The organism is Streptomyces xinghaiensis S187, from assembly GCF_000220705.2.
Lineage (GTDB): Bacteria > Actinomycetota > Actinomycetes > Streptomycetales > Streptomycetaceae > Streptomyces > Streptomyces xinghaiensis.
On sequence record NZ_CP023202.1, the window covers coordinates 3,241,618 to 3,266,048 of the forward strand.

Below are 24,431 nucleotides of genomic sequence, written 5' to 3' on the forward strand. Positions count from 1 at the left end.
CCGGAGACCCCGGACGCTCCGGAGGCCCGATGCCGCCCCGGTCCGGCGCCCGGGTCCACACCCGCCAACCCCCACCACAGGAACCGCCGGAACGGTTCGAGGACGCGGGCCATGCGATCCAACATGTTCAACTCCTGCACACCTGAGGTCTCATCTGTCGCTCTGTAGCGATCTCCTCACACTGTGAGACCACACGGGCTAGGCTCGCCAGAGAACAGCAGGTGACGGGGTTTTTGTCGCACAAGGGGGGCGGCGATGGGCAACGCGTACGGGGACTGGCTCCGGGCACAGCGCGAGGCGGCGGGCATGACGCAGCAGGAGCTGGCGGACGCGGCGATCATGACGCGCTCGCACATCTCCCACATCGAGGCGGGCCGCCGCATCCCGTCCAAGGACGACGCCCGCCGCCTGGACAAGGCGCTGAACACGGGGAATGTGCTGAGCAACTTCCTTCCGCAGACGGAGATGGCGGTAGCGGACTACTTCGAACCCGCCCGCCTCCTCGAACAACAGGCCACGGTGATCCGCGAGTTCGCCCTGTCCTTCATCCCCGGCATCCTCCAGACGGAGGCGTACGCGCGTGCCGTCCTCTCAACGAGCTTCCCTCCCCGGAGCGATGAAGAACGTGACGGCCTCGTCGTCACACGCCTGGACCGGGCGAAGGTCCTCAACGACCCGGTGACGCCCGTAGTGTGGGCCCTGCTGGACGAGTCGGTACTGCGCCGTCCAGTCGGCGGGCCCGCGGTCATGGCCGAACAGATCACGCACATGGTCCGGCTCGCGGAATGCGAACGCGTACGGGTTCACGTTCTGCCGCTCGGCCTGGGCAGCCACCCCTTGCTGATGGGCATGGTGACGCTGATGTGGTTCGAGGACCAACCACCGGTCGCCTACAGCGAAGGCACGTTCATGGGCAAGCTCCACGAGTCCCCGGCACTGGTCGAGCGCATCCACGGCGCCTACGCTCTCGCCATGGGTGAAGCGCTCCCGCAGAGGGAATCCCTGGCCCTGATGAGGGCCACCGCGAAGGAGTTCGGGCACCATGACTGAGCACATGATCCGGAACGCCGGCGCACTGACTGGCTGGCGCAAGTCGTCGCACAGCAACAACGACGGCGGCAGCTGCGTGGAGATCCTGGACGACCACCCTGCGGGTGTCCCGGTCCGCGACTCCAAGGACCCCCACGGCCCGGCCCTGGTCTTCCCGGCCCCCGGCTGGTCGGCCTTCGTCACCGCCGTGAAGACCGGAGCCCTCCAGGCCTGAGGCCGGCCCTGCCTCCGAAGGTCGGACGGGCTCCAGAGGATCGGCCATGGAAGGTGTCATGACAAGCCCGGACATCGCGCACCCCCGCCTCACCCCCCGAGAAGGCCCCTACCACTGGTAGGATCGAAGCCATGGCCGGTAGCAAGAAATACTCCATCAGCCTCCCCGAAGACCTCGCGGAGGCCGTCCGCACGCATGTGGGCCCCGGTGGCTTCTCCGCCTATGTGGCCGAGGCGCTGGAGCAGCGTGTGGCGATGGACAAGCTCCAGGAGATCGTCGCCGATTTCGAGACCGACAACGATCCGCTGTCCCGGGAGGAGGTCGAAGCAGCCCGTGCCGTGCTGCGCCACGACCAGCACGGCTCAAGCGGTGCCGCAGCCTGATGCCCGGCGCGCTCCTCCTCGACAGCGAGGGCCTGTCCAAGCTCTACCTCAAGGACCGTACCGTCCTGGCCTACGTCCAGGCAGCCACAGAAGAAGGCATCAGGGTCGCCACGACCGCCATGGCCATCCTCGAAGCGGACTACGAGCGCATCCATCCCGCCCGCATCCGCTGGGTACTCTCCCGGATCGACGTGCATGACGTCACCAGGAACGTCGCAGACGAAGCCGCAGCGCTGTTGCGCGGCCACCGTCTCAGAGGCCACAAATACGCCATCGACGCCGTCCTCGCGGCCATCGCACGCTCCGTGCCGGGACCGGCCACCGTCCTCACCTCCGACCCGGAGGACATCAGCCTGCTCTGCGGACGGGCCGTAGAGGTCATCAAGGTCTGATCCGAGGAAACGGCCCGCAGCAGGTGTCCCGCCCGGCGGAGTCGCCCGAGGGCGGACAGCCCCACAGCAACCGCCGTGTCCGGCTTGCCTGTTCGCACACTCCGGTCGCACCGGGAACGACCGCCCCCGCCCCGGCGCAGCGCGTGCGAGGATGTCGCGCGTGACCGGATCGTCTCCCCCGTCCGCCGCCGAAGGCCCGTCCCGTACCCGCGATTTGGGGCCCCGTGCTGCCGCCGTGCTGGTGTTCGGATCCTCGGCCGCGGTCCTGGTGGTGGAGATCGTCGCTCTGCGGCTGCTGGCCCCCTACCTCGGCCTCACCCTCGAAACCAGCACCCTGGTGATCGGCATCGCCCTCACCGCCATCGCCCTCGGCTCCTGGCTGGGCGGGCGCATCGCCGACCAGGTCGATCCCCGCCGGCTCATCGGCCCGGCGCTCGGGGTGTCCGGTGCGGTCGTGGCGCTCACCCCCGCCGTGCTGCGCACCACGGCGGAGTGGGCGCCCGCGCTGCTCCTGCTGATCGCGTCGCTGACCATCCTCGTGCCGGGCGCGCTGCTCTCCGCGGTGACACCGATCGTGACCAAGCTGCGTCTCACCAGTCTCGCCGAGACCGGGACGGTGGTCGGCCGGCTGTCCGGTGTCGGCACCGTCGGCGCCATCGTCGGCACCGTCCTGACCGGCTTCGTCCTCGTCTCGCGGCTGCCGGTCAGCGGCATACTGCTCGGCCTGGGGACACTGCTGGTCGTCGGCTCGGCGCTGGCGGAGTGGCGGACGCGCGGGTGGAGCGGCGCCCCCGCCCTGGCGCTCGTGGTCGTCGCCGGCGGCCTGGCCGCCGCGGTCGCGCCCGGTGGCTGCGACGCCGAGACCAAGTACCACTGCGCGCGGATCGTCGCGGACCCCCAGCGGGACAGCGGCCGCACACTCGTTCTGGACGGCTTGCGGCACTCCTACGTCGACACCGACGACCCGACCTTCCTGAAGTTCACGTATGTGCGCGCCATCGCCTCGGTGGTCGATGCCGCCTTTCCCGAAGGCGAACCACTCGCCGCCCACCACCTGGGCGGCGGCGGGCTCACCTTTCCCCGCTACCTCGCGGCCACGCGGCCCGGGACCCGCAGCCTCGTCTCCGAGATCGACGGGGACATCGTGCGCATCAACCGCGACCGGCTCGGTCTGGGGCCGGAGGCCGGGATCGAGGTACGCGCCGAGGACGGCAGAATCGGCCTGCGGCGGCTGGACGCCGGCAGCCGCGACCTCGTCGTCGGTGACGCCTTCGGGGGCGTGAGCGTGCCGTGGCACCTCACCACGGTGGAGGCGATGTCCGGTATACGGCGGGTTCTCACCGAGGACGGCCTGTACGTCGCCAACCTCATCGACCACGGCGAACTGGCCTTCGCACGGGCCGAAGTGGCGACCCTCGGCGCGGTCTTCGAGCACGTCGCTCTCGCCGGCGACCCCGCCGACATCGGGCTCGGCCCGGCCTCCGCCTCGGAGGGCGGCAACATGGTGGCGTTCGCCTCCGACCGGCCGGTCGACCTGCGAGCGGCGCAGGAGGCGCTGGACGCCCGGCGCACCGGCTGGAAGATCGCCACCGGCGACGACCTCGCCGCCTGGACCGGCGGCGCCCGGCCGCTCACCGACGACCACGCCCCCGTCGACCAGCTCCTCCAGCCCTCCGGATCGCGGACGGGCCGCTGACACGGCGCGCGGCCGGGCCCGGCGATGCCGCGACGACGACCGGAGAAACGGTTCGCGGTGGGCCGGTCGCCGTGCCGCCCTGATCAGCTGTGCCGCTCACGCTCCCGGGGCGGTGCCACCGACTCGCGGGCGACCACGGGCATCGGCAGCAGCACCTCGGCCGGTTCCGCCCTGCCCAGCAGGAGTTCGACCGCGCGGCGGCCCATGGCCTCGTGCGGCAGGGCGACGGTGGTGAGGCCCGGGCGGAGGTAGGCGGCGACCTCGTCGTTGTCGAAGGAGACGACGGAGACGTCCGCGGGGACGTTCAGCCCCAGCTCGGCGAGGGCCTGGTACGCGCCGAAGGCGAGGCGGTCGTTGAGGCAGAGCAGGGCCCGGACGTCCGGGCGCCGGCGGAGCAGCGCCAGGGTGGTCTCGTAGCCGTGGTGCGGCTCCCAGTCCCAGATGGACTCCTGGGCCACGAACTCCAGGCCGTGCTCGGCCATGGCGCCCCGGATGCCCGCGACCCGCCGGGCGACGGTGCTGGACCGGAACACGCCGCGCTCGGCCTCGTCGCTCTGGCCGATCAGCGCGATGCCCTCCGCGTGCCCGGCCTCGATCAGGAGCCCGACGGCGGCGCGGCCCCCCGCCGTCTCGTCGGGGAGCACCGCCGTGGGGTGGCGGGCGTTGGTGGCGTTGAGCATGACGGCGTCGGTGCCCTCGGGCAGCTCCGGCACGAACAGCTCGCGTGCGCGCACGGTGGCGAAGATGATCCCGTCGACCTGCCGGTCGAGGAGTGCCGCTATCGCCTCCGTCTCGCGCCGGGTGTCCCCGCCGGTCTCCGTCACCAGCACCACGTGTCCGGCCTGCTGCGCGGCGTCCAGCGCGCCCTGGATGAGCCCGCCGGCGAAGCGCGTGGTGGCGACGGCGTCGGAGACGAAGCCGATGGTGAGGGTCTTGTCAGTGCGCAGGCCCCGGGCCGCGACATTGGGGCGGTAGCCCAGCTCGGCCGCCGCCGCGTGGACCCGCTCGTGGGCGTCCTTGGAGAGCCGGGTGTCGGGCCGGCCGTTGAGGATCATCGAGGCCGCGGTGGTGGACAGCCCCGCCCGGCGCGCCACGTCGGCGAGAGTGACCCGTTTCCGCGGCATCGCGCTCCCTCCCGTCCCCGCTGCGGCCGTTGAGGACGAATGCGTCACGCCCCTTGACACGACGCCGTTGGCACCGTGAGCCTAACACGCAAGCTAAAACCTTTTAGCAGTGGAGCGACGCAAACTGGAGCGAACGGTTCCCGTGGTGGACGCCGCGGGGCGACCGTCTCCCGCCCCGCAACGGCCGACCGGTCCGCGGACGCTCCCGGAAGGAGCCGACATGGCAGACAGGGACGAACGGCGCCCACGCCGACGCAGCCGGCGGCGCGCCCCGGCCGCGATAGCGGCGGCCGTCACCACGGGACTGGTCCTCGCGGCCTGCGCGCCGGGCGGGAACGGCGGCTCGCCGGACACGCCCGACGCCACCGACGTCAGCACCGAGCTGACCAAGGAGAAGGTGAAGCTCACCATCGCCGACGAGACCGGGTTCCCGCTCACGGACAAGCTGACCGAGGAGTACACCCGGCAGCACCCGAACATCACCTTCGACATCAACCGGGACACGTTCCAGAACCTCACGGCCAACGCACCCCGGCTGCTGGCCAGCGACAACCCGCCGGACCTGATCCGGCTGCCCACCATGGGCGAGACGGTCAAGGACGGTCTGCTCGCCGATCTCGACCCGTACCACAAGGCGTACGGCTGGGACTCCTGGCCCGAGGCCCAGCTCGAACCGCTCCGGATGAACGAGGACGGGGTCCGCGGCTCCGGCCCGCTCTACCAGCTCGGCCTGGGCTACAGCGTCACCGGCATCTACATGAACACGAAGCTCGCCGGGGAACTCGGCATCGACGGCCCGCCCGGGACCCTCGCCGAACTGGAGGAGGACCTGGCGACCGCGAAGGCGGAGGGCGTGCTCCCCATCGTCGCCGGCGACAAGGACGGCGTGGTGAACTTCGTCGTCCAGGCGGCGATGAACCAGTACGCCGACAAGGACGAGTTCCTCTCCTGGATGTACAACGAGCCCGGCGCGCGCTACGACACCCCGGGCAACCGGAAGGGCGCCGAGCTGGTCCGGAAGTGGGCGGACGCCGGGTACTTCCCGAAGGACATCAACTCCCTCGACTACTTCGCCTTCGTCAGCCGCTTCTCCGAGGGCAAGGGCCTCTTCACCTTCAACGGCAACTGGGAGGCCGCCAACTACCAGAAGGCGCTCGGGGACGATGTGACCTTCTTCCTGGTGCCGCCGGAGAAGAAGGGCGGCAAGCACGTGGCCATGGGCGCCGCCAACTCCTTCTCCGTGGCCGCGAAGTCCCCGCACAAGAACGAGATCGTCCACTTCCTGAACTGGGTCCACAGCGACGAGAAGGCCCGCCAGATCGTCCTCGACGTCTCGGGCGCCTCGGCCGGCGGCGACCCGGACCTGCCCCAGCCGAAGGCGGAGGCCGGCTCGCTCGCCGAGGCGGCGCTGGAGATGTCCGCGCAGCTCGCCGAGGAGGGCGGACAGGTGGACTTCATGGCGAACACCACGGCCGGCATCTACTCCGGCTCGATCATCCCCGAGTCCCAGCTCCTGGTGACGAGCAAGCTCAGCGGCAAGGAGTTCGTCCGGCGCGTGCAGAAGTTCTACGAGAAGGAGGTCGGCAAGCGATGACCACGGGCATCGCGCGCCCCGTCCCCCGCCCGGCCTCCGCGGCCGGGCGGGCGGGGCGCCCCGCGCGGGGAGGGTCGCGGTGACCGGCGCCCCGGCCCCCCTGCACCGCTCCGGCCGGGCAGGCTCGCCGAAGGGCCCCCGGCGCGGGGCGGCGCGCGGGTGGCTGCTGCTCCTCCCCGCCCTCGGGGCCTACGTCGGCTTCGTGGTCTGGCCCCTGATCGTGGGCGTGCAGTACTCGTTCTACGACTGGAACGGCGTCGGCACGGCGACCTGGGTCGGGCTCGGCAACTACGCCACCGTGTTCACGGACCCGGAACTGCTCGGCGCCATCGGCAACGCGTTCGTTCTGCTGGTCTTCTTCACGGTCATCCCCGTCGGCGCCGGGCTGGTGCTGGCGACGCTCATCCGCTCGCTGCGCTCCGGCGGCTTCGCGCGGGCGTCCCAGACGATCCTCTTCCTTCCGCAGGTCATCCCGCTGGCCGCGGCCGGTATCGCCTGGTCCTGGATGTACGCGCAGACCGGCGCCGTCAACGAGATCCTCCGGGCGGCCGGCCTGGGGTGGCTCGCCCGGCCCTGGCTGTCGGACTACGGCACCGCGCTGCCCGCGGTGGGGCTGATCGGCTCCTGGGTGCTGACCGGTCTGTGCACGGTGCTGCTGCTCACCGGGATCGGGAAGATCGACCGCTCGCTCTACGAGGCCGCCCGGATCGACGGTGCCGGCTGGTGGCGGGAGTTCTTCGCCATCACGCTGCCCGGGCTGCGCCAGGAGATCGCCGTCCTCGTCACGCTCAGCATGATCGCCGCGCTGAGCAGCTTCGACATCATCTACACCTCGACCCAGGGCGGCCCCGGACGCTCCACGCTCGTCCCGGCCATCTCGATCTACCGGATCGGGTTCACCCAGAGCGACGTGGGGCTCGCCTCGGCCTTCGGCATCGTGCTCATGATCCTCGTGGTGGCCTGTGTGCTGCCGGTCCAGCGACTCGCCCGGGCAGGTGACCGATGAACACCAGCCGCACCGAAACCCTCACCGGCCGCGTCCTCCTCGTCCTCGCCCTGGTGCTCACGCTGCTGCCGCTGCTCAACATGGTCTCGGCGGCGCTCCAGCCGGCGGACGTCAACCCGACCGGCCTCGCCTGGCCCACCGACCCGCAGTGGGGCAACTTCGCCGCCGCGTTCGAGACCGGGCACGTCGGCAAGCTCATGGGATCGAGCCTGCTGATCGTGGCCGGGGTCGTCCCCGCCGCCCTGCTGGCCGCCACGCTCGCCGGCTACGCCCTGGGCTCGCTGCGCGTCCGGGGCGGCGGCGCCGTACTGGTCTTCCTGGTGCTGGGGCTCGCCATCCCGTTCGAGTCCCTGATCATCCCGCTCTACTACCAGGCGCAGACGCTGGGGACGCTCAACACCCGGTGGGCGGTCATCCTGCCGCTGATCGGCCTGTTCATGCCGTTCGGCGTCTTCTGGATGCGCGCGCACTTCGTCAACGTGCCCCGGGAGCTGTCGGAGGCCGCCCGCGTCGACGGCGCCGGGCTGTGGCAGGAGTTCCGCCGGATCCAGCTGCCGCTGGCGCTGCCCGCGGTGTCCGCGCTGGCGATCCTCTACTTCCTGTGGACGTGGAACCAGTTCCTGCTGCCGGTGGTGCTGATCGACAACCCGCTCGACCGGACGGCGGCGGGAGCGCTGACCTTCTTCCAGGGCCAGTACTCGCTGAGCATCCCGCTGCTCAACGCGGGCGCGCTGATCGTCATCACACCGGTGATCATCGTGTTCCTGATCTTCCAGCGCCAGTTCGTCAAGGCGCTGCTCTCCGGCGCCGTCAAGAGCTGACCTCCGGGGCCCGTGCGGCCCCGCCCCGCCCCGCTCTCGCGAACCACCGAAACGAGCACTCGTGACCTTCGCCCTCGACGACCACTGGGTCTGGGACTTCTGGCTCGCCGACTCCGGCGGCCTCCACCACCTCTACTACCTGCACGCGCCCCGCTCCCTCGGCGACCAGCACCTCCGCCACCGCAACGCCGCCATCGGCCACGCGGTCTCCACGGACCTGCGCCACTGGGAGGATCTCGGCCCGGTGCTCGGGCCGGGCGGCCCCGGGGACCACGACGAGACGGCCACCTGGACCGGCTCCGTCGTCCGGGGCCCGGACGGCCGCTGGCGCATGTTCTACACCGGCGCCCGCTTCCCGGTGTCCGGTTCCGCGGCGAACATCGAGACCATCGGCGTGGCCGTCTCCGCCGACCTCCACACCTGGACCAAGGAGCCCGCGACGGTCGTCTCCGCCGACCCGCTCCACTACGAGACCTACGCGGACGGGACCTGGCGCGAGGAGACCTGGCGGGACCCGTGGGTCTTCCCCGACCCCTCCGGTGACGGCTGGCACATGCTGATCACCGCCCGCGCCGCGCACGGGGACCCGCTCGACCGGGGCGTCATCGGCCACGCCACCTCCCCGGACCTGGAGACCTGGTCCGTCCGGGAGCCGCTCAGCTCCCCCGGCGCGGGCTTCGCCCATCTGGAGGTCCCGCAGCTCGTCACCGTCGAGGGCCGGCACGCGGTGCTCTTCTCCTGCGACACCCCGCACGTCGTGGGCGAGCGCCGGGCCCGCGGGGAGCGCGGCGGCGTCTGGGCCGTCCCCGTCACCGACCCGACGGGCCCCGTGCCCGCCGGGGACGCGGCCCTCCTCACCGGCGAGGAGCTCTACAGCGGGCGCGCCGTCCGCACCCACGACGGGCGATGGGTGCTGCTCGCCTTCGAGAACACCGGCCCGGACACCGACTTCGCCGGCCGGATATCCGACCCCCTTCCGCTCGGCTGGTCGCCCGACGGGCACCTGTCCGTCGCACGCCTGCAGGAGACCCGATGACCCCCGCGACCCCGGCGAACCCCGTCAACCCCGCGCCCCCCGCGACCACCGCGACCACCGCCGTCCACGGCCGGACGGTCCCCGGCTATGAGCCGGTGCGACGCGCCTTCGAGCGCGCCTTCGACGGCAACCCGCGCATGGGGGCGGCCCTGGCCGTCCGCCACCACGGCGAACTGGTGGTCGACCTCTGGGGAGGCGTCGCGGACACCCGCACCGGCCGCCCCTGGGAACGGGACACCGCGAGCGTGATCTTCTCCTGCACGAAGGGGCTGATGTCCGTCCTCGCCGCGCGGCTCGTGGCGGAGGGCCGGCTCGACTACCGGGCGCCGGTCGCCACCTACTGGCCGGAGTTCGCACAGGCCGGCAAGGGGGGCATACGGGTGCTGGACATCCTCGCCCACCGCTCCGGGCTCTCCGCGCCCCGCCGCGCGCTCTCGCCGTCGGACGTCCTGGACTGGCACACCGTCACCGGCGCCCTGGCCGAGCAGAAGCCGCTGTGGGAGCCGGGCACCGGATACGCCTACCACGCCCTCACCCACGGCTGGCTGATCGGCGAGGTCATCCGGCGGATCACCGGCCTGCCGGTGCGCGAGGCGTTCGCCCGGTTTCTCGCCGAACCGCTCGGCGCCGACGCCTGGGTCGGCCTGCCGGGGCACCTCGGCGGGCGGGTGGCCCACCTCCACGCGGGGGCCGGCCTCGTGGGCCACGTGGCCCGGCAGGCGGCGGCCCGCGTGCCGGGCGATCCGGACTGGCCCGGCCGGGCGATGACGCTCGGCGGCGCCTTCACCCCCGAACTGATCACCCCGGACGGCGGTTTCAACGACCCCGCCGTCCGCGCCGCCGAGATCCCCGGCGCCGGCGGGGTGGCGACCGCGCGGGCGCTGGCCACCCTCTGGTCGGCCACGGTCACCGCCACGGAGGGGGTCCGCCTCCTGGACGACACGACCCTGGAGAGCGCGCTCGCGGTCCAGAGCGAGGGCGCTCCCGTGTTCGATGTCCCGGGGCCGTGGCCGCGCTGGGGCATGGGCTTCCAACTCGACTCCCCGGCCCGCCGTTACCTCTCCCCCGGCAGCTTCGGCCACGACGGAGCCGGCGGCCAGGTCGCCTTCGCGGACCCCGGCGCGGAGATCGGCTTCGCGTTCCTCACCAACCAGATGGAGGCGGACGAGGACCTCCGCGCCACGGCGGTGGTGGACGCCCTGCGCGAGACGGTGAGCGGCTGACCGGCACGGGCCGGCAGCGCAGCCGACGGAGCCCTCCTGCCTGCGGTGAGCCGGGACCGGCAGAGGCGGCTCCGGTGTGCGGCGCCGAGCCCGGCGCCCGCGGTCCAGGAGCCCCGAGCCCGCTCACTGCCGCACGTCACCGGACCCGAGGTGGTCCGCGTACCACGCGTACACCTCGCCCACGCCCTCCCGCAGGCCGATCCGGGGCGCCCAGCCCAGTGCGGTGATGCGGGAGATGTCGAGAAGTTTGCGGGGGGTGCCGTCGGGCTGGTCGGCGTTCCACTCGATGCGCCCCCGGTAACCGATCACTTCGGCGACCATCTCCGCCAGTTCCCGGATGGACAGGTCCGTGCCGGTTCCCACATTGACCGGTTCGTCCCCGTCGTAGCGCTCCAGGAGGTGCAGACACGCCCTGGCCAGATCGTCGACGTGCAGGAACTCCCGGCGGGGGGTCCCGGAGCCCCAGTTCACCACGCGCCGCGCCCCCGTCCGCCGGGCCTCGTGGAAGCGCCGGATGAGTGACGGCAGCACATGCGAGTGCTCGGGGTGGAAGTTGTCCCCGGGCCCGTACAGATTGGTCGGCATGGCGGAGATCCACGGCAGACCGTGCTGCCGCCGGACCGCCTGCACCTGCAGGACACCGGCGATCTTGGCAATGGCGTAGGCGTCGTTGGTCGGCTCCAGAGGGCCCGTCAGCAGCGCCTCCTCCCGGATGGGCTGCTCGGCGAACTTGGGGTAGATGCAGCTGGAGCCCAGGAAGAGGAGCCGCTCGACCCCCTGCTCCAGGGCCGCGTCCAGCACATTGACCTGGATGCGCAGATTCTCCGAGAGGAACTCGGCGGGCCGGGTGGCGTTCGCCTTGATGCCGCCGACGCGCGCCGCGGCCAGGACCACCACGTCCGGGCGCGTCCTGGCGAACCAGTCGAAGACCGCCCCGCGCTCCCGCAGGTCCAGTTCGGCGGAGCCGGGCCCGACCACGTCGGTGAACCCTTCCCGGAGCAGTTCCCTCCACACCGCCGAGCCGACCAGCCCCCGGCCTCCGGCCACGAACACCCGTGCGGAACGGTCAAGGGGGCGCCACATCGCGCCAGGGGCGCTCGGCTCCGCGGCGGCCGGGCGGGTGGCACCGGTATGTGTGCTGGTGACCATGGGCATCGCTGTCCTCCTTCACCGGCGTGACGCCGAGTTCTCGATGAGCGCCGAAGGCCTGGGCCTCGCGTCTGCGAAGAGCATCCCCGTCCGGGTCCGGCGGACGTGTGAGGCGCGCACGGGCCGCGGAGCCGTCACGGCGCCGGGGCCGGTCCCTGGCCTGCCGGCCGGGATGAGAGCCGTCCCCGGTGCGGACCCCGGGGGGAACGAAGGCCGTGTGCGCCGAATGGCACCGGAGTCACATCACGGCATACACGACACACAGTCATAACAAGGACAAAGAATAGGATTTCCGTATTCTGGCCGGGTGTCCTGAGGTGCTCGCGATGTGAGTCGCCGTCTGCCCACCCCGACAGCCCAGCCAGAGAAGGCCCCATGACAGTCAAGACCGCGCTCATCACCGGCATCACCGGCCAGGACGGCTCCTACCTCGCGGAGTTGCTGTTGCGGAAGGGATACGTGGTGCACGGAATCGTCCGCCGCGCCTCGACCTTCACCACGCAGCGCATCGACCACCTCTACCGGGATCCGCACGATCCGGAGGCCCGTCTCTTCCTGCACTACGGGGACCTCACCGACGGGACCCGGATCGCGGGCCTGCTGAAGCAGGTGCGACCGGACGAGGTGTACCACCTGGCCGCCCAGTCACATGTCCGCGTGTCGTTCGACGAACCGGCATGCACGGGGGACTCCACGGGTCTGGGGACGACGCGGTTGCTGGAGGCCATCCGGACCACCGGCCTCCCCTGCCGCTTCTACCAGGCGTCCAGCTCGGAGATGTTCGGCGCCGCCCCACCGCCCCAGAACGAGGGGACCCCCTTCCACCCCCGCTCGCCCTACGGGGCGGCGAAGGTGTACGCGTACTGGGTCACCCGCAACTACCGGGAGGCCTACGGGATGTACGCGGTCAACGGCATCCTCTTCAACCACGAGTCGCCGCGCCGCGGCCCCACCTTCGTCACCCGCAAGGTCGCGACGGCCGCCGCGCGCATCAAAGCGGGCCTGGACGACGTGGTCTACCTCGGCAATCTCGACGCCCGGCGGGACTGGGGCTACGCGGCCGAGTACGTCGAGGCGATGTGGCGGATGCTCCAGCAGGACGAGCCCGACGACTATGTGGTCGCGACCGGTGTCAGCTACAGCGTGCGCGACTTCGTCGAGCAGTGCTTCGCCCACGTCGGCCTCGACTGGCACGACCACGTGCGCTTCGACGAGCGCTATCTGCGCCCGACCGAGGTCGACCACCTGATCGGCGACGCCTCCAAGGCGGAGTCGCACCTCGGATGGCGAGCGACCGTCCGCGCACCCGAACTGGCCCGCCTGATGGTCGACGCGGAGCTCAGCCTCCTCCGGAACGGCCTCGCGCCGGGAGACCAGGCGGTCGCGCCGGGAGACCAGGCCGCGCCGACCGCCGTTCCCGCCCCGGCCGCGCGGTGACCCGGTGCCCGCCGACCGCGTCCCGCCCGGAGGCACCCCGCCCGGCGTAGCCGTTCTGATGACCTGCCACAACCGCCGGGACAGGACGCTCGCGGCCCTCGCCTCGGTGCACGCACAGACCGGTCTCCCGGCAGGCACCCGCTGTACGGTCCACCTGGTCGACGCCGGCAGCTCCGACGGCACGGCCGACGAGGTGCGCGCCGCCTTCCCCCGCACCGACGTGGTGACGGTCGGCACGGGCGTCCACTGGGGCACCGGCACCGGGATCGCCGCCACCCGCGCCGATCCCGCCGCCCACGTGCTGTGGCTCAACGACGACGTGGTCCTCCGCCCGGGGGCCCTCGCCGCACTGCTGCGCACCGCGGCACCCCTGGACCGCCCGGCCGTGGCCGTGGGCGCCATGCGCTCCGGCGACGGGACCCGCACCACCTACAGCGGCTACCGCCTCGTCCGGCCCCGGCTCCGCCCCCCGGTTCTGGAACGGGTCGAGCCGGACGACCGGCACGCGAAGCCGTGCGACACCTGCAACGGCAACGCGGTCCTGGTCACCGCCCCAGCCCGGCGGGTGCTGGGCGACCTCGACCCCGCCTTCCCGCACCGCATGGGGGACCACGACTACGGGCTCCGTGCCCGCCGGGCGGGCGTCCCCCTGCTGCTCGCACCGGGCCACGTCGGCATCTGCGACGACAACTCCGGTGCGGTGCGGGGGACTTCGGCCGAACCCGGGCTCGACGCGCGCACCGCGCTGCGGCGGCTGGTGTCGGTGCGGGAGCAGCCGCCGGCACCGTGGTGGCGGTACTGCCGCCGCCACCTCGGGCCCTGGGCGCCGCTGGTCTTCTGCTCCCCGTATGTGAAGACCGTCCTGAGAGCCGGCGTGCGCCTGCCGGGAGCCGTACCGCGGCACCGGCAGTCGTCCCTTCGCGCCGACCCCTGACCGGCCGGGCACGCGGCCGGGCCGGACGGCCGACCGCACCGCCCGGCCGGGTTCACCCCCAGCGCGTTCCCCCATCCCAGAACGGATCACGGTGCAACCCCTACCCGCTGACCCGCAGGCCCTGCTGATGCTCCTCGCGGCGCCCCCGCTCGTGGGGCTGCTGCTGTGGGTCTTCGCCCGGCACTGCGGAATCGCGATCGGGCTGCTGCTGGCCGTGCCCGTGTGGTCCGTCGCCGTCGACGGGCAGACGGCCAGTCTGGACCTCGGCGTCCGCCTGTATCCGGCGGACCTCCTGACCGCCTGCGCCCTGTGCGTCGCCGCGGCCCGTCTGCCGCGTCGCGACCTGTGGGCCCGTTCGGGACTGCTGCCCGTCCTGGTGCTGGTCGCGCTGGCCGGCTGGTCGACCCTGCGGGGAGTCGCCGCCTTCGGTATCGAGGCCGCGGGCAACGACGCCCGGGTCTACTTCTGGCACTTCCTCGCCTTCGCCCTGTACGTGGCCACCCTCCCCCTGAACGCCCCGCTGAGCAGGGTCGTCCCCCGGGCCTGGCTGGCCTCCGCGGCGGCGTACGCGCTGCTCGGTCTGACCGGCTGGCTGGGCCGAGGGCTGCACTCGCTGACCACGCACGTGGCGGTGGACGGGGTGACGGTGGACCCGAGGCCCGTGCCCGCCGGCGCGGCGCTGGTGATCGCGCAGGGCGCGATGCTGCTCCTGTGCCACCCGGCGCGCGGCCGCTCAGGGCCCGCTTCGTCGGAACCCGGCACGCGGAAGGCCGCACGGCGGGGTGTGCTCGCGGTGCCGGCGGCCTTCCTCCTCCTCGTGCTCGTGGCCCTGCTGCAGCACCGCACGGTGTGGGTGGGGGCCGTGGCCATGGCGCTCGGCTGGTGGGCGCTGCGTCCCGCCCGCGCCGGTCAGCGCATGACCTCCGCGATCGCTGGGGCAGTGGTGCTCTCCTTCGCGGCACTGCTGTACTCCATCGGCGCGTTCGGCTCGATCGGCGCGTCGCTCGCGGACTCCTTCAACGAAACCCAGGGCACCCGCAGTTCGTTCGTGTGGCGTGTGCTCGGCTGGCAGGAACTGCTGAACGCGGCGCGGACACCGATGCAGTGGCTCCTGGGATCCCCGTTCGGCTCCGGTTACGCGCGCTCCATCGAGGGAGGGCTCGTCACGGTCTCCCCGCACGACTACTACCTGCACCTCGTGCTGCGCCTGGGCCTGGTCGGACTGGTCGCGCTGCTCGCCCTGTACGTGGTGGTGTGGCGTCGGCTCGGCCGCGGAGGGGAGGGGAACCTGGCCCTGCGGCTGGTGATCATCGGCCAGTTGGTGCTCTTCGTCGCCTACTCGGCGCCGCCGGAGCAGGCCGTGCTCCTCGGATGGTGCCTGTGGCAGGCACGCGCCTCGGAGGCGGAGGCAGCCCGCCGGCCGTCCCCCGTCGGCGCCGGCATGCCCGTGCCTCCGCCGGGGCACCTTCCCGCTCCCGCGACCGGCGTGCCCGGACCGGCAAGCCGCGGAGGGTAGATCTGATCTTCACGGACGGATTGACGAGACAAACGTGTCGGCGTCGTCGACTGCGGAGCGAGGAGAACACCGGTGGAGTGGACACGCACTGCGGGAACCATCGCTCAGCGAATCGCGGGATGGGCCACCCTTGCTGTTTCGAGGGTGACAGTGGCCCCGAAAGTGACGGCGATCGGCCGTCCGATCGTGTGTCTGGCCGAGGGGTCCAGTATCGAAATCGGCTCCGGTACCACGCTGATCTCGCGGGCACCGAACACTCCCCTCGGAGTGTCCCGTCCGGTCATCCTGCGCACTCTGCGACCTGGCGCCCGCATGGTGATCGGGGAGCACGCCGGACTGAGCGGAGCGACGATTTGCGCATCGATTTCCGTGACGATCGGAAATCGCGTTCTGATGGGTGCCGACGTGCTCATCGCGGATACGGACTTCCATCCGGTCGACATGATTCCCCGTCGATTCGAGCCCGAGTCCCGGGCCGCAGCCGCCCCGGTCGTGATCGGTGACGACGTGTTCCTGGGCGCGCGCAGCATCATCCTCAAGGGCGTCGAGATCGGTGCCGGGACCGTTGTCGGCGCGGGCACCGTCGTCACGTCCTCGCTCCCCCCCGGTGTGGTGGCCGGGGGAGTGCCGTGCCGCGTTCTGCGGCCCCTGGCGCCGGCCTCGCACGATGGGAGCGGGAGACCCGCACACGGGACTCGGGCCTTCTGAGACCCCGAACGCCGAGGCGGCCCGCTGGAGGACGGGCCGGTGCAGCCCCGGGAACAGGGTTACCGGTGTCCGCATGTCCCGGTGCACGGATCACAGCAGGCGGACGTTCACGACACACGGACTTCCTCCGTTGATCCGACGGGTATTTCCGCGTTGTGGACAATTCCCCGGGGTGGCGTTTGCGGACCGAGTCATGACGAGGGCGTGTCAGTTCAGAGCCGAAAGAGCGCTGGGATAGCCTGTGGATTCGGCGCGGCTGCATCCGTGCATGCCGATATCCGTTTCCTTTCGGGCGTGCCGGCGTCTTATCCCATTCGCCCGGCGCGATGTGCAGCAAGTTTGAGGAGAGGCGTCATGCCACATCCCGGATTCTTCGTCCATCGTCTGCCCGTGGGGCCGATCATGCCCGAGCGGGACGCGCTCCTGCTCGAACTCTGCGCCGGGCGCCGGGTGCTGCACATCGGCTGCGCCGACTCACCACTGACCGAGGAGAGACTGGACGACGGATCGATCCTCCACGCCAGGCTGCTCAAGACCGCCTCCGCGGTGCTCGGGGCGGACATCGACGCCGAGGGCATCGGACTCCTGCGGAACCGGCTGGGCGGGGAGTACACCGTGATGGACGTCTCCGATCCGGCCGACAGGTCCGTCGCCGCCGCGTTCAAGCCCGACATCGTCCTGGCCGGCGACGTCATCGAGCACGTACGGGACGCCGCCTCGTTCCTCCGGGGCATCGCGGACCTGATGCGGGAGGCGGGCAACGGGGCCGAGTTGATCCTCTCGACCCCCAACGGCCTCGCGTTCAAGGGAATGGTCAACACCATGAGGGGGTGGGAGAGCATTCACCCGGACCACGTGTACGTGTTCACCCCCGCTTCCCTGGCCCGCCTGGTCTCGGACTGCGGACTGCATCCGAGCCGGTGGCTCTTTTACCACGTTCTCGGGTCGGGAAAGCGTGTCCGGGAGCGCTTTCTGCGGGCCGCCTCCCACGCCGCCGTCAGACTGCGCCCGGCGTTCTCCGAGGGTCTCGTCCTCGTCTGCAAGGCACCCTCGCTCTGACCTCCCGAAGCCGGTCACGGTACGGCCGTTCCCCTTCGTGCGGCATGAGGTGGTTCCTGCGTGAAACCCGCTGACGCCGACCACGCCCCCTCGGTCGGGGCCCGGTCCGCCCTCCACTGGCTGGGGTGGAACTGGTCCGGCTCCGCCGTTCTCCTGGTGCTCCAGCTCGCGTACACCATGTACACCGGGCGGACGGTGACGCCCGGCGCGTTCGGCGCGTACGCCATCGCCCTCACCGTGATCCAGTTGCTCGGGTACGTGTCCAACAGCGGGCTGGCCACCCATGTACTACGGGCCGGGGTGCTGACGCGGCCCGCCATGCGCGCCGCCCGGCGACTCGGGACGGCCTGCGGGGTCATCTGCTTCCTGGTGGTTCAGGCGGCGGCCCCCCTGGTCGGCTCGCTGTGGGACATGCCCGAGATGACGCCGCTGCTCCGCCTGCTCGGCTGCCAGTTCCTCATCCAGCCGGCGGCCACGGTGGTGATGGCCACGCTGCGTCGCACCGGGCGGGCCCGCACGGCGGTCACCTGCGAACTCGCAGGCCAGGCGAGCGGCATCGCCGTCGGTGTGGCACTGATCGCCCTCGGGTGGAACCCCCTCGGGCTGGCCGCCGCACAGCCCGCGGCGGCGGCCGTCACCCTGGCCATCGTCACGCTCCGGCCCACCGCCCGCCCCGCGCTGCCCCCCGGTCCTCCGGTCCGGGCGCGAGAACTGCTGGCGCCCTCGGGGTTCCTGGCCGGCTTCGGCCTCCTGGAGTTCATCGGCACCAGCTCGCCCACCTGGACGGCCGGCCACTTCTTCGGGGCGGGCGCCACCGGTGCCTACTCCCGCGCCTCCTACTTCGCCGGCCTCCCCTCCCAAGTCCTCTTCCAGGGCCTGAACTCGGCGGCCACCCCGCTGCTCGCCGAGCGCCGGGCCTCGGATCGCCTCGTCGGTGGCCGGGCGGCGGAGCACGTCGTGTGCGCCGCGTCGGCGGCGGCCTTCGTCGGCTTCGGGGCACTGTGCGGGCTCGGGCCGGCCGCGCTCGGACTGCTGCTCGGTCCGGGCTGGACGCTCGCCACCGCCCTGGTGCCCCTCACGGCGGCAGGGGCCGGCATGGCTCTGCTGTGCCGGTCCGGAATGATCGTCGACCAGACCCGGCACGCGGGCGGGGTGGTGCTGGCGACCCAACTGACCGCGCTCTCCACCACGTTCGCCGGGATCGCCGTCGCGGTCGCCGAGCAGAGCCTCGTCCTCCTCGCCGCCGCGGCGGCGCTGGGGCAGGCGGCCGGACACCTGGTGCAGATCGGCGGCTGGCACCGGGCCGGCCTGCTTCACACGCGGACGGCGCTGCGCATGCACGCGATCCACGCCGTCATCGGTGCCGGGCTGGGCGGTGCGGCCGCGCTGGGGGGCGCGGGCCGTCCCCCGGCCGCCGGATTCGGCTACGGCCTCGTCTGCATGCTGCCGGTCGTCTTGCTCTGCGCCCTCCTGCGCCGCCGGATTCCGCTGTACGCGGTGGCCGCCGCGACGGGGATGCTGCGTTTCCCCCGAGCACGGCACGCCGGCCCCGAATCACTCGGAGCGGAAGTCCGGTTCGCGGCCGCGGCCCGTGACGACGTGAAAGGAAGCTGACCATGCACATCGGCTTTGCCGGCCCCGTGGACCTCACGACGCTCCGTGACCGGCTGCCGGAGGGCGTCCCACCCGTCTACGCGTTCCCGTACACCGGCTGGCTGGTGCGCACCTGGCTGGAACAAGGACACCGGGTGACCGCCTACGCCCTGAGCGCCGAGGTGAGCGAGCCTCGTGTGTACGGGGACGGCGATCCGCTGCGGATCGTCGTCGTACCGCAGCGCCCCCGGGCCCTGCACCGCGCACGCGACTTCTTCCGCCGCGAGCGCCGGGAGCTGGCCGCGGCCATGCGGGCGCACCCCGCCGACGTGATCAGCGCCCACTGGACCTACGAGTTCGCCCTCGCGGCGGCGGACAGCGGACTGCCGTCCTGCGTCACCGCCCACGACGCGCCCCTCCGCGCCGCCTGGGAGATGCGCAGTGCGTTTCGCTGGACGCGCCACAGCCTGGCCCTGCCCGCCGTGCACCGGGCCACCGCCCTGAGCGCCGTCAGCCCGTACACGGTGCGGCATCTGCGGCGCTGTCTGGGCGTGCGGCGACACGTCCGGGTGATCCCCAACGGCGTGCTGCTCGACTCCCTGCCACGGGCCGGGGCTCCCCGCCGCGACGCGAAACCGGTGTTCGCGTCGGCGCTGCAGGGGTGGGGCCGGCTGAAGAACGGAACCGGGCTGCTGCAGGCCTTCCGTCTCGTGCGCGTCCGGCTTCCCACGGCACGACTGCTGGCGTTCGGCAACGGATTCGGACCCGGCGGGCCCGCCGAGAGCTGGGCCGTGGGGAAGGAGCTCCACCACGGGGTGGACTTCGTCGGACGCACCGACCATCCGCTCATGGCGCAGCGCCTCGCCCGGGAGGCCGACGTGCTGGTCCACCCGTCCCTCGCGGAGAACCTCCCCCTGACGATCCTCGAGGCCATGGCGATCGGCGTGCCGGTCGTGGCGGGTGCCCGGAGCGGAGGGGTGCCCTGGGTACTCGACGGCGGTCGCGCGGGCGCCCTGACGGACGTCGACGACCCAGCGGTGCTCGCCTCGACCATGACGGAGCTCGCCCGGGACCACGAGCGGCGGGCACTGCTCGCCGAGCGGGCCCGGAAGCGCGTCGAGGGCGACTTCCGGCTCCAGGACGTGGCCCGGGCCTACGTCGACTGGTTCCGTACGGCCTGCTGACCACTCGCCGCACCACCCGCCGCCTCTCGCCCGGGCCCCGTACGCCGGGCGGGCGTCCACCACCACCGGCCTCCTCCCCATCGAATCCCGACGCACGCGCGAACCGGCTCTGGAGGGCCCATGTCACAGCACCAGCTCACGAGGCACTACGACACCAAGTACGCGGCGGACGCGACGAGCGAGGCACCCGTCCCGCTCAGCCTCGACCAGCCACTGCCCAGGGACCGGTTCGCCGCGGCCGTGGCCGAATTGCCCCGGAGGCTCCCGAAAGGCGCGGATGTCCTGGAACTCGGCGCCGGCAACGGCCTGATCGCCCGGAGTCTGCTCGCGGGGGACATGCCGTTCGGGTCGTACACCCTCGGCGACCTGTCCGAGGCCCGGATGGCCGGACTGCGGCGGAACTTCACCGACCCCCGGTTCCGGTTCGCGCAGACGGACGCGGAGCGGCCCTCCGCGACCGTCCAGGGGCCCTTCGACGCAGTGCTGATGGTGGCCCTGATCGAGCATCTGGTCGATCCGCTCCGGGCCATGACCGACGTCTGCTCGCTCCTCAAGCCCGGCGGATTCGTGTACGTGGACACGCCCAACATCGCCAAGTGGACCCGCCGGGTGAAGCTCGCGCTCGGGCGCTTCCCCTCCACGGCCTCCGACAACGAAGGGCTCACCACGTACGCCGGCCGCGAGGTGGACCTGCACGACGAGGGCCACCTCCACTACTTCACCTACCGGTCACTGGAGCTCATGCTGACCGGCCGCTGCGGCTTCTCCCGGGTGGAACGCACGGGCTACTTCATCGGCCCGCGGCCCATCGACGCCCGTGTGGGGACCCGGCTGGCCCGCCGGTATCCGACCGTCTTCTCGGAGATCGCCTGCTTCGCCTACGCGTAGGAGACGCCGGACGGGCCCGCGCCGCCGTCCGGACGACCGCCCGGGCCGCCGCGGATGCCCTGCTCCGCCGAGCGGACGCGGCATCCGCGGCGGCCCGGGTCCTCACGCGGGCCTCACGGACGCCACGTAGTTGCTCACCCCGCGGAAGTGCTCGAGTTCCTCGGTGTACTCCCGTACGGGCAGCAGGACCCCGCCGGGGCAGATCCGCCACAGCCGGTAGCCGAACGGGGAGAGCAGGTCCCAGAAGTCCCGGAAGAAGGTGCGGGAGTAGACGTTGGCCGAGCCGAACTCGAAGGCGATGGTCGTCACCCTCCGGTCCCTGAGGCTGCCGGCCGCCCCGCGCAGGGCCTGGAACTCCGCTCCCTCGATGTCGAGCTTCAGCAGGTCGACCCGGTCGACCCCCCACCTCTCGACCTCGCGGTCGATGGTGGTGACCGGCACCTTCTCCTGATGAGCCGTCATGTCGCCGAAGTAGGAGTCACGGCGGCGGTGGACGGACGCCACGCCCGAGCCCGGAGTGTCGGCGAAGATGGTCGCCGAGCCCTCCTCGTCGCTCACCGCGGCGGGAATGACCACCTGGTTCGGGACCTGCGCCCTCGCCAGCGCCGACTGGCACGCGGGCTGCGGTTCGAACAGGAAGAAGCGACCGGTCCGCCCGCCGAGGGCGGTGCGCAGCCCGGCGGACCACTGGCCGTAGTTGGCGCCCACATCGAAGACCACGGGGGCTTCGACGCCCCGGAGGCAGTGCCGCGCGGCGTGGATTTCGCCACGCAGGTCCCAGCCGGTCCCGGCGCCCCGTCCCTGGAGGATCTCCAAGTAGATTTCGAGCAGACGGGTCCCCTGCCGCATCCGCCGGCTGCTCGCCAGCCGGCACAGCTGGGGCGCCGCGGCCTTGGCGGTCCGGCCGAGGAGGCCGGCTTCATGTACCTGCATGCGGATTCCTTTGGTCTCGTTCCATCGCCTGCAGCAGCCCGTCGCCGAAACGCGCCGCCATGCCCTCCGTCGTGTAAGCCGCGGCATCGCTCCGGCAGGCCGTACGGAGGGCGTCCAGCCGTGCGGGGTCGCGCAGCAGCGCGGTCACGGCGCCGACGTAGGCCGTGGGGTCGTCCGGCGCGACCAGCGCGTTGCGGCCGTCGGCCAGGTACTCGAACTCGGGGGCGTGCCAGGGCCAGTCCGTGGTGACGACGGGCGTGCGCAGGGCGAAGGAGTCCACCGCGCAGAGTCCGACCCGGCCCGGCATCAGCATGACGTCGCCGACCGCGCCGAGCGGCCCGGCGCTCGCTCCGCCCCGCCGGCCCACCGCGACGACCGGGCTGCCGGGCCGGTTCGCCGCGGCCTCGACCAGGTGGCGGTCGGCGCCGTCGCCCGCCACCAGCAGCCGGAAGCCCGGGATTCCGGCGGCGATGCGGTCCGCGCACTCCAGCAGGAACGGGATCCGCTTGGGCGCGTCCAGCCCTCCGAGGTACAGGGCGGTGCGCCCCTCGGTCAGACCGTACCGCTCGCGCAGCAGCGCCGCCTCGGCGAACTCCGCCGTCCCCGGCCGCACGGCCCGGGCGCGCGCGGCGACGAGCTCCGCGGTGTCGACGGAGTTGCGCACCACGGTGATCCGGTCGCGGGGGAAGCCCCGGGAGGCGACGTGCGCCGCTCCGCCCTCGGTGTAGGCGAAGAACCAGGATCCGAGCCGGGTCAGGGCGCCCTTGGCGACGGCTTCCACGCGGCTCGGCGGCTTGGTGTAGGTCCGGCCGTGCCCCCAGAACGCGACCCGGGGGGCGCACCGCGGGCGGCCCGTCGGCCGGAGGAGCAGGGGGTACGCCTCCAGGTTGTGCAGCGCCTGCTCCAGGACGACGAGGTCGGCGGAGGCGGCCCGGCGCCGCACGCGGCGCCAGAGCAGGGACCGTCCTCCGGGCAGGGCGAGGCGCCGGGTGCCGACCTGGGTCGCGCAGGCGCAGGACGCGGCGTCCCCGCGTTCGGCCTGGTGCGCGGGCGCGGGCCCGTGCAGCACTTCGAGTTCCACGCCCTCGGCGGCCAGCCGTGTCTGCAGCCGGTCGAAGAAGGACGTGCGGTAGCCCGGGACGTACGGCTGCACCACGACCACACGGCGCCGGCCGCTTCCGGCGGTCACCACGACGGCTCCGCGACAGCGGCCGCCGGCCGGCCCGCGGCCCGCGCCAGGGCCTGGGCGTACACGGCCTCGATGCCGGCCGTCCAGGACCGTGCGCTGTACCGCTCGGCGTGCACCCGGCGGCAGTGCTCACGCAGCAGGGGGAAGCGCTCGCGTGCCGTCGCGAGGGCGTGCGGCAGTTCGCCCGAGGCGCCGTAGACCGCCCCCGTACCGTCCCTGCGCACACTGTCCGCCGCCGCCGAGCCCGCGAGGGCGAGCACCGGCACTCCCGCCGCCAGCGCCTCCTGGCACACGAGCGCGGTGGCGGACTCGGGGCAGACGCTGGGGAAGACCAGACCCGTGTAACGCGGCAGCCGGGCGGCGACCTCCTGGCGCGGGAGGGGGCCGAGCAGCCTGACCGTGCCGGGCGCGGCCTCCCTGCACGCCGACTCCAGCGGCCCGGAACCGATCAGGTCGAGGGGTTCGCTCTCCGGCCAGTTGCGGAGCAGGGGCAGGATGCCCTTCTCCTCGCTCAGCCGTCCGGCGTACACCCATCGCGCGGCCGGTGCCGCGGGCCGGCCCCCGGGGCCGGTCCCCGGATTCCCCGACGCGACGAAGTTGGGTACCAGGGCCAGCTTTTCCGGGGGCACCCCGAACCGCTGGTACAGGTCCCGGCTGCGCTCGGAGAGCGCCACCAGCCGCTCGGCGCGCCGCAGAAGGGGATGGGCCGCCGCTCCGTGCCGGCCGGCCCAGGTGAGGGGGAGCGTCGCGCCGCGCCGGCCCCGGTAGCAGCCGTGCCGCAGTCCGGTCCACCGGTCGCCGTCGGGGCACGCGGTGCAGGTCTTCCCGTCGCGGAAGAGCGTGGCGGCCGCGCACAGCGGCCGGTAGTTGTGGAGCGTGGCGACCACGGCGCCGGGCCAGCGGTCCAGCCAGTCGGTGGCGAAGTTGGGGAACAGGTTGTGCACGTGCACCACGTCGGGGCCGAGCCGGCGGAGTTCGGCCAGCGGCGACCTGCCGCGGCCCGTGGCGACCCGGACCGCCGCACGCAGGGTGTAGCCGCGCCCGGTCTCCAGTGCGTCGGTGTGGGCGGCGACCACGGTAACGTCGTGCCCGGCGGCGCGCAGCGCCTCCGCCTGGTCGAGCACGGCGGCGTTCTCCCCGCTCGGCCGGCGGGAGGAGTAGAAGCTGTGCACCAGCGCCACGCGGTGGGCCGACGGGTTGCCCGGTGGACGGTCCGTCCGGGGACGGGGTGCCTCTCGTGCTGACATGCGGTCTGCTGCTCTTTCCGGTCGCGGATGGGTGGTGGGCGGCGCGCGGTGGGCG

Annotated in this window: 23 protein-coding genes; 18 read left to right on the forward strand and 5 right to left on the reverse strand. The window is 72.6% G+C overall.

Annotation, left to right across the window (positions count from 1 at the left end):
• Positions 1 to 255 precede the first annotated feature (255 nt).
• From SXIN_RS13820 to SXIN_RS13840, 5 genes are all read left to right on the forward strand, one after another.
• Positions 256 to 1,050 (forward strand): helix-turn-helix domain-containing protein, encoded by a 795-nt coding sequence (locus SXIN_RS13820; RefSeq protein WP_019707620.1) that lies wholly within the window; start codon positions 256 to 258, stop codon positions 1,048 to 1,050.
• Positions 1,043 to 1,264 (forward strand): DUF397 domain-containing protein, encoded by a 222-nt coding sequence (locus SXIN_RS13825; RefSeq protein ID WP_019707619.1) that lies wholly within the window; start codon positions 1,043 to 1,045, stop codon positions 1,262 to 1,264. Before SXIN_RS13820 ends, SXIN_RS13825 begins: the two co-directional genes overlap by 8 nt.
• A gap of 131 nt (positions 1,265 to 1,395) precedes the next feature.
• Positions 1,396 to 1,647: a hypothetical protein gene (locus SXIN_RS13830; protein ID WP_019707618.1), complete on the forward strand. Its 252-nt coding sequence runs from the start codon at positions 1,396 to 1,398 to the stop codon at positions 1,645 to 1,647.
• The gene (locus SXIN_RS13835; protein ID WP_019707617.1) at positions 1,647 to 2,039 is read left to right on the forward strand and encodes a type II toxin-antitoxin system VapC family toxin; all 393 of its coding nucleotides are present in this window, start codon (positions 1,647 to 1,649) and stop codon (positions 2,037 to 2,039) included. The genes SXIN_RS13830 and SXIN_RS13835 overlap by 1 nt, the downstream gene beginning before the upstream one ends.
• Before the next feature lie 151 nt (positions 2,040 to 2,190).
• Positions 2,191 to 3,735, forward strand: coding sequence for a fused MFS/spermidine synthase (locus SXIN_RS13840; RefSeq protein WP_039820478.1), 1,545 nt, complete (start codon positions 2,191 to 2,193; stop codon positions 3,733 to 3,735).
• An 83-nt stretch (positions 3,736 to 3,818) separates the two neighbouring features.
• On the opposite strand, the gene SXIN_RS13845 is transcribed toward SXIN_RS13840, so the two are convergent.
• A complete protein-coding gene (locus SXIN_RS13845) occupies positions 3,819 to 4,859 on the reverse strand; it encodes a LacI family DNA-binding transcriptional regulator (RefSeq protein WP_019707615.1) in 1,041 nt (346 codons plus the stop codon).
• A 220-nt stretch (positions 4,860 to 5,079) separates the two neighbouring features.
• On the opposite strand from SXIN_RS13845, the gene SXIN_RS13850 reads away from it, so the two are divergent.
• The 5 genes from SXIN_RS13850 (at position 5,080) to SXIN_RS13870 (ending at position 10,539) form a co-directional block, all read left to right on the forward strand.
• A complete protein-coding gene (locus SXIN_RS13850) occupies positions 5,080 to 6,453 on the forward strand; it encodes an ABC transporter substrate-binding protein (RefSeq protein ID WP_019707614.1) in 1,374 nt (457 codons plus the stop codon).
• 79 nt (positions 6,454 to 6,532) lie between these two features.
• Positions 6,533 to 7,459 (forward strand): carbohydrate ABC transporter permease, encoded by a 927-nt coding sequence (locus tag SXIN_RS13855; RefSeq protein ID WP_192883588.1) that lies wholly within the window; start codon positions 6,533 to 6,535, stop codon positions 7,457 to 7,459.
• Positions 7,456 to 8,280 (forward strand): carbohydrate ABC transporter permease, encoded by an 825-nt coding sequence (locus SXIN_RS13860; protein ID WP_019707612.1) that lies wholly within the window; start codon positions 7,456 to 7,458, stop codon positions 8,278 to 8,280. The genes SXIN_RS13855 and SXIN_RS13860 overlap by 4 nt, the downstream gene beginning before the upstream one ends.
• Positions 8,281 to 8,341: 61 nt before the next feature.
• Positions 8,342 to 9,316, forward strand: a complete 975-nt coding sequence (locus SXIN_RS13865) for a glycoside hydrolase family 68 protein (RefSeq protein ID WP_019707611.1) — start codon at positions 8,342 to 8,344, stop codon at positions 9,314 to 9,316.
• Positions 9,313 to 10,539: a serine hydrolase domain-containing protein gene (locus tag SXIN_RS13870; protein ID WP_019707610.1), complete on the forward strand. Its 1,227-nt coding sequence runs from the start codon at positions 9,313 to 9,315 to the stop codon at positions 10,537 to 10,539. The genes SXIN_RS13865 and SXIN_RS13870 overlap by 4 nt, the downstream gene beginning before the upstream one ends.
• 123 nt (positions 10,540 to 10,662) lie before the next feature.
• Here the strand turns inward: SXIN_RS13870 and SXIN_RS13875 are convergent, their stop codons facing one another.
• Positions 10,663 to 11,622, reverse strand: coding sequence for a GDP-L-fucose synthase family protein (locus SXIN_RS13875; protein ID WP_039820474.1), 960 nt, complete (start codon positions 11,620 to 11,622; stop codon positions 10,663 to 10,665).
• A 441-nt stretch (positions 11,623 to 12,063) separates the two neighbouring features.
• Here SXIN_RS13875 and gmd point away from each other — a divergent pair, with 441 nt between their 5' ends.
• The 8 genes from gmd to SXIN_RS13915 all read left to right on the forward strand — a co-directional run bounded on the left by gmd (position 12,064) and on the right by SXIN_RS13915 (position 21,007).
• Positions 12,064 to 13,125, forward strand: a complete 1,062-nt coding sequence (gene gmd, locus SXIN_RS13880; protein ID WP_019707608.1) for a GDP-mannose 4,6-dehydratase — start codon at positions 12,064 to 12,066, stop codon at positions 13,123 to 13,125.
• Positions 13,126 to 13,183: 58 nt separating this feature from the next.
• Positions 13,184 to 14,059, forward strand: coding sequence for a glycosyltransferase family 2 protein (locus SXIN_RS13885; protein ID WP_019707607.1), 876 nt, complete (start codon positions 13,184 to 13,186; stop codon positions 14,057 to 14,059).
• 91 nt (positions 14,060 to 14,150) lie between these two features.
• Complete coding sequence (locus tag SXIN_RS13890; RefSeq protein ID WP_157916286.1) at positions 14,151 to 15,575, forward strand: O-antigen ligase family protein; 1,425 nt, start codon at positions 14,151 to 14,153, stop codon at positions 15,573 to 15,575.
• A gap of 162 nt (positions 15,576 to 15,737) precedes the next feature.
• Positions 15,738 to 16,283 carry an acyltransferase gene (locus tag SXIN_RS13895; protein WP_157916287.1) on the forward strand — a complete coding sequence of 182 codons (546 nt, stop codon included), beginning with the start codon at positions 15,738 to 15,740 and terminating at the stop codon, positions 16,281 to 16,283.
• 354 nt (positions 16,284 to 16,637) lie between these two features.
• Positions 16,638 to 17,342 carry a class I SAM-dependent methyltransferase gene (locus SXIN_RS13900; protein ID WP_019707604.1) on the forward strand — a complete coding sequence of 235 codons (705 nt, stop codon included), beginning with the start codon at positions 16,638 to 16,640 and terminating at the stop codon, positions 17,340 to 17,342.
• Between the two features lie 60 nt (positions 17,343 to 17,402).
• Entirely contained in the window at positions 17,403 to 18,956 is a 1,554-nt protein-coding gene (locus SXIN_RS13905; RefSeq protein ID WP_019707603.1) for an oligosaccharide flippase family protein, read from the forward strand.
• 2 nt (positions 18,957 to 18,958) lie between these two features.
• A complete protein-coding gene (locus tag SXIN_RS13910; protein ID WP_019707602.1) occupies positions 18,959 to 20,119 on the forward strand; it encodes a glycosyltransferase family 4 protein in 1,161 nt (386 codons plus the stop codon).
• A gap of 120 nt (positions 20,120 to 20,239) precedes the next feature.
• On the forward strand, positions 20,240 to 21,007 hold the full coding sequence (locus tag SXIN_RS13915; protein ID WP_019707601.1) for a class I SAM-dependent methyltransferase: 768 nt from the start codon (positions 20,240 to 20,242) through the stop codon (positions 21,005 to 21,007).
• A 102-nt stretch (positions 21,008 to 21,109) separates the two neighbouring features.
• On the opposite strand, the gene SXIN_RS13920 is transcribed toward SXIN_RS13915, so the two are convergent.
• Genes SXIN_RS13920 through SXIN_RS13930 form a run of 3 tightly spaced genes read right to left on the reverse strand, consistent with a single transcriptional unit; the run spans position 21,110 to position 24,376 of the window.
• On the reverse strand, positions 21,110 to 21,940 hold the full coding sequence (locus tag SXIN_RS13920; protein ID WP_157916288.1) for an FkbM family methyltransferase: 831 nt from the start codon (positions 21,938 to 21,940) through the stop codon (positions 21,110 to 21,112).
• Positions 21,927 to 23,132: a glycosyltransferase family 4 protein gene (locus SXIN_RS32740; RefSeq protein ID WP_272951812.1), complete on the reverse strand. Its 1,206-nt coding sequence runs from the start codon at positions 23,130 to 23,132 to the stop codon at positions 21,927 to 21,929. Before SXIN_RS32740 ends, SXIN_RS13920 begins: the two co-directional genes overlap by 14 nt.
• On the reverse strand, positions 23,126 to 24,376 hold the full coding sequence (locus SXIN_RS13930) for a glycosyltransferase family 4 protein (protein WP_050930686.1): 1,251 nt from the start codon (positions 24,374 to 24,376) through the stop codon (positions 23,126 to 23,128). The genes SXIN_RS32740 and SXIN_RS13930 overlap by 7 nt, the downstream gene beginning before the upstream one ends.
• Positions 24,377 to 24,431: the final 55 nt, after the last annotated feature.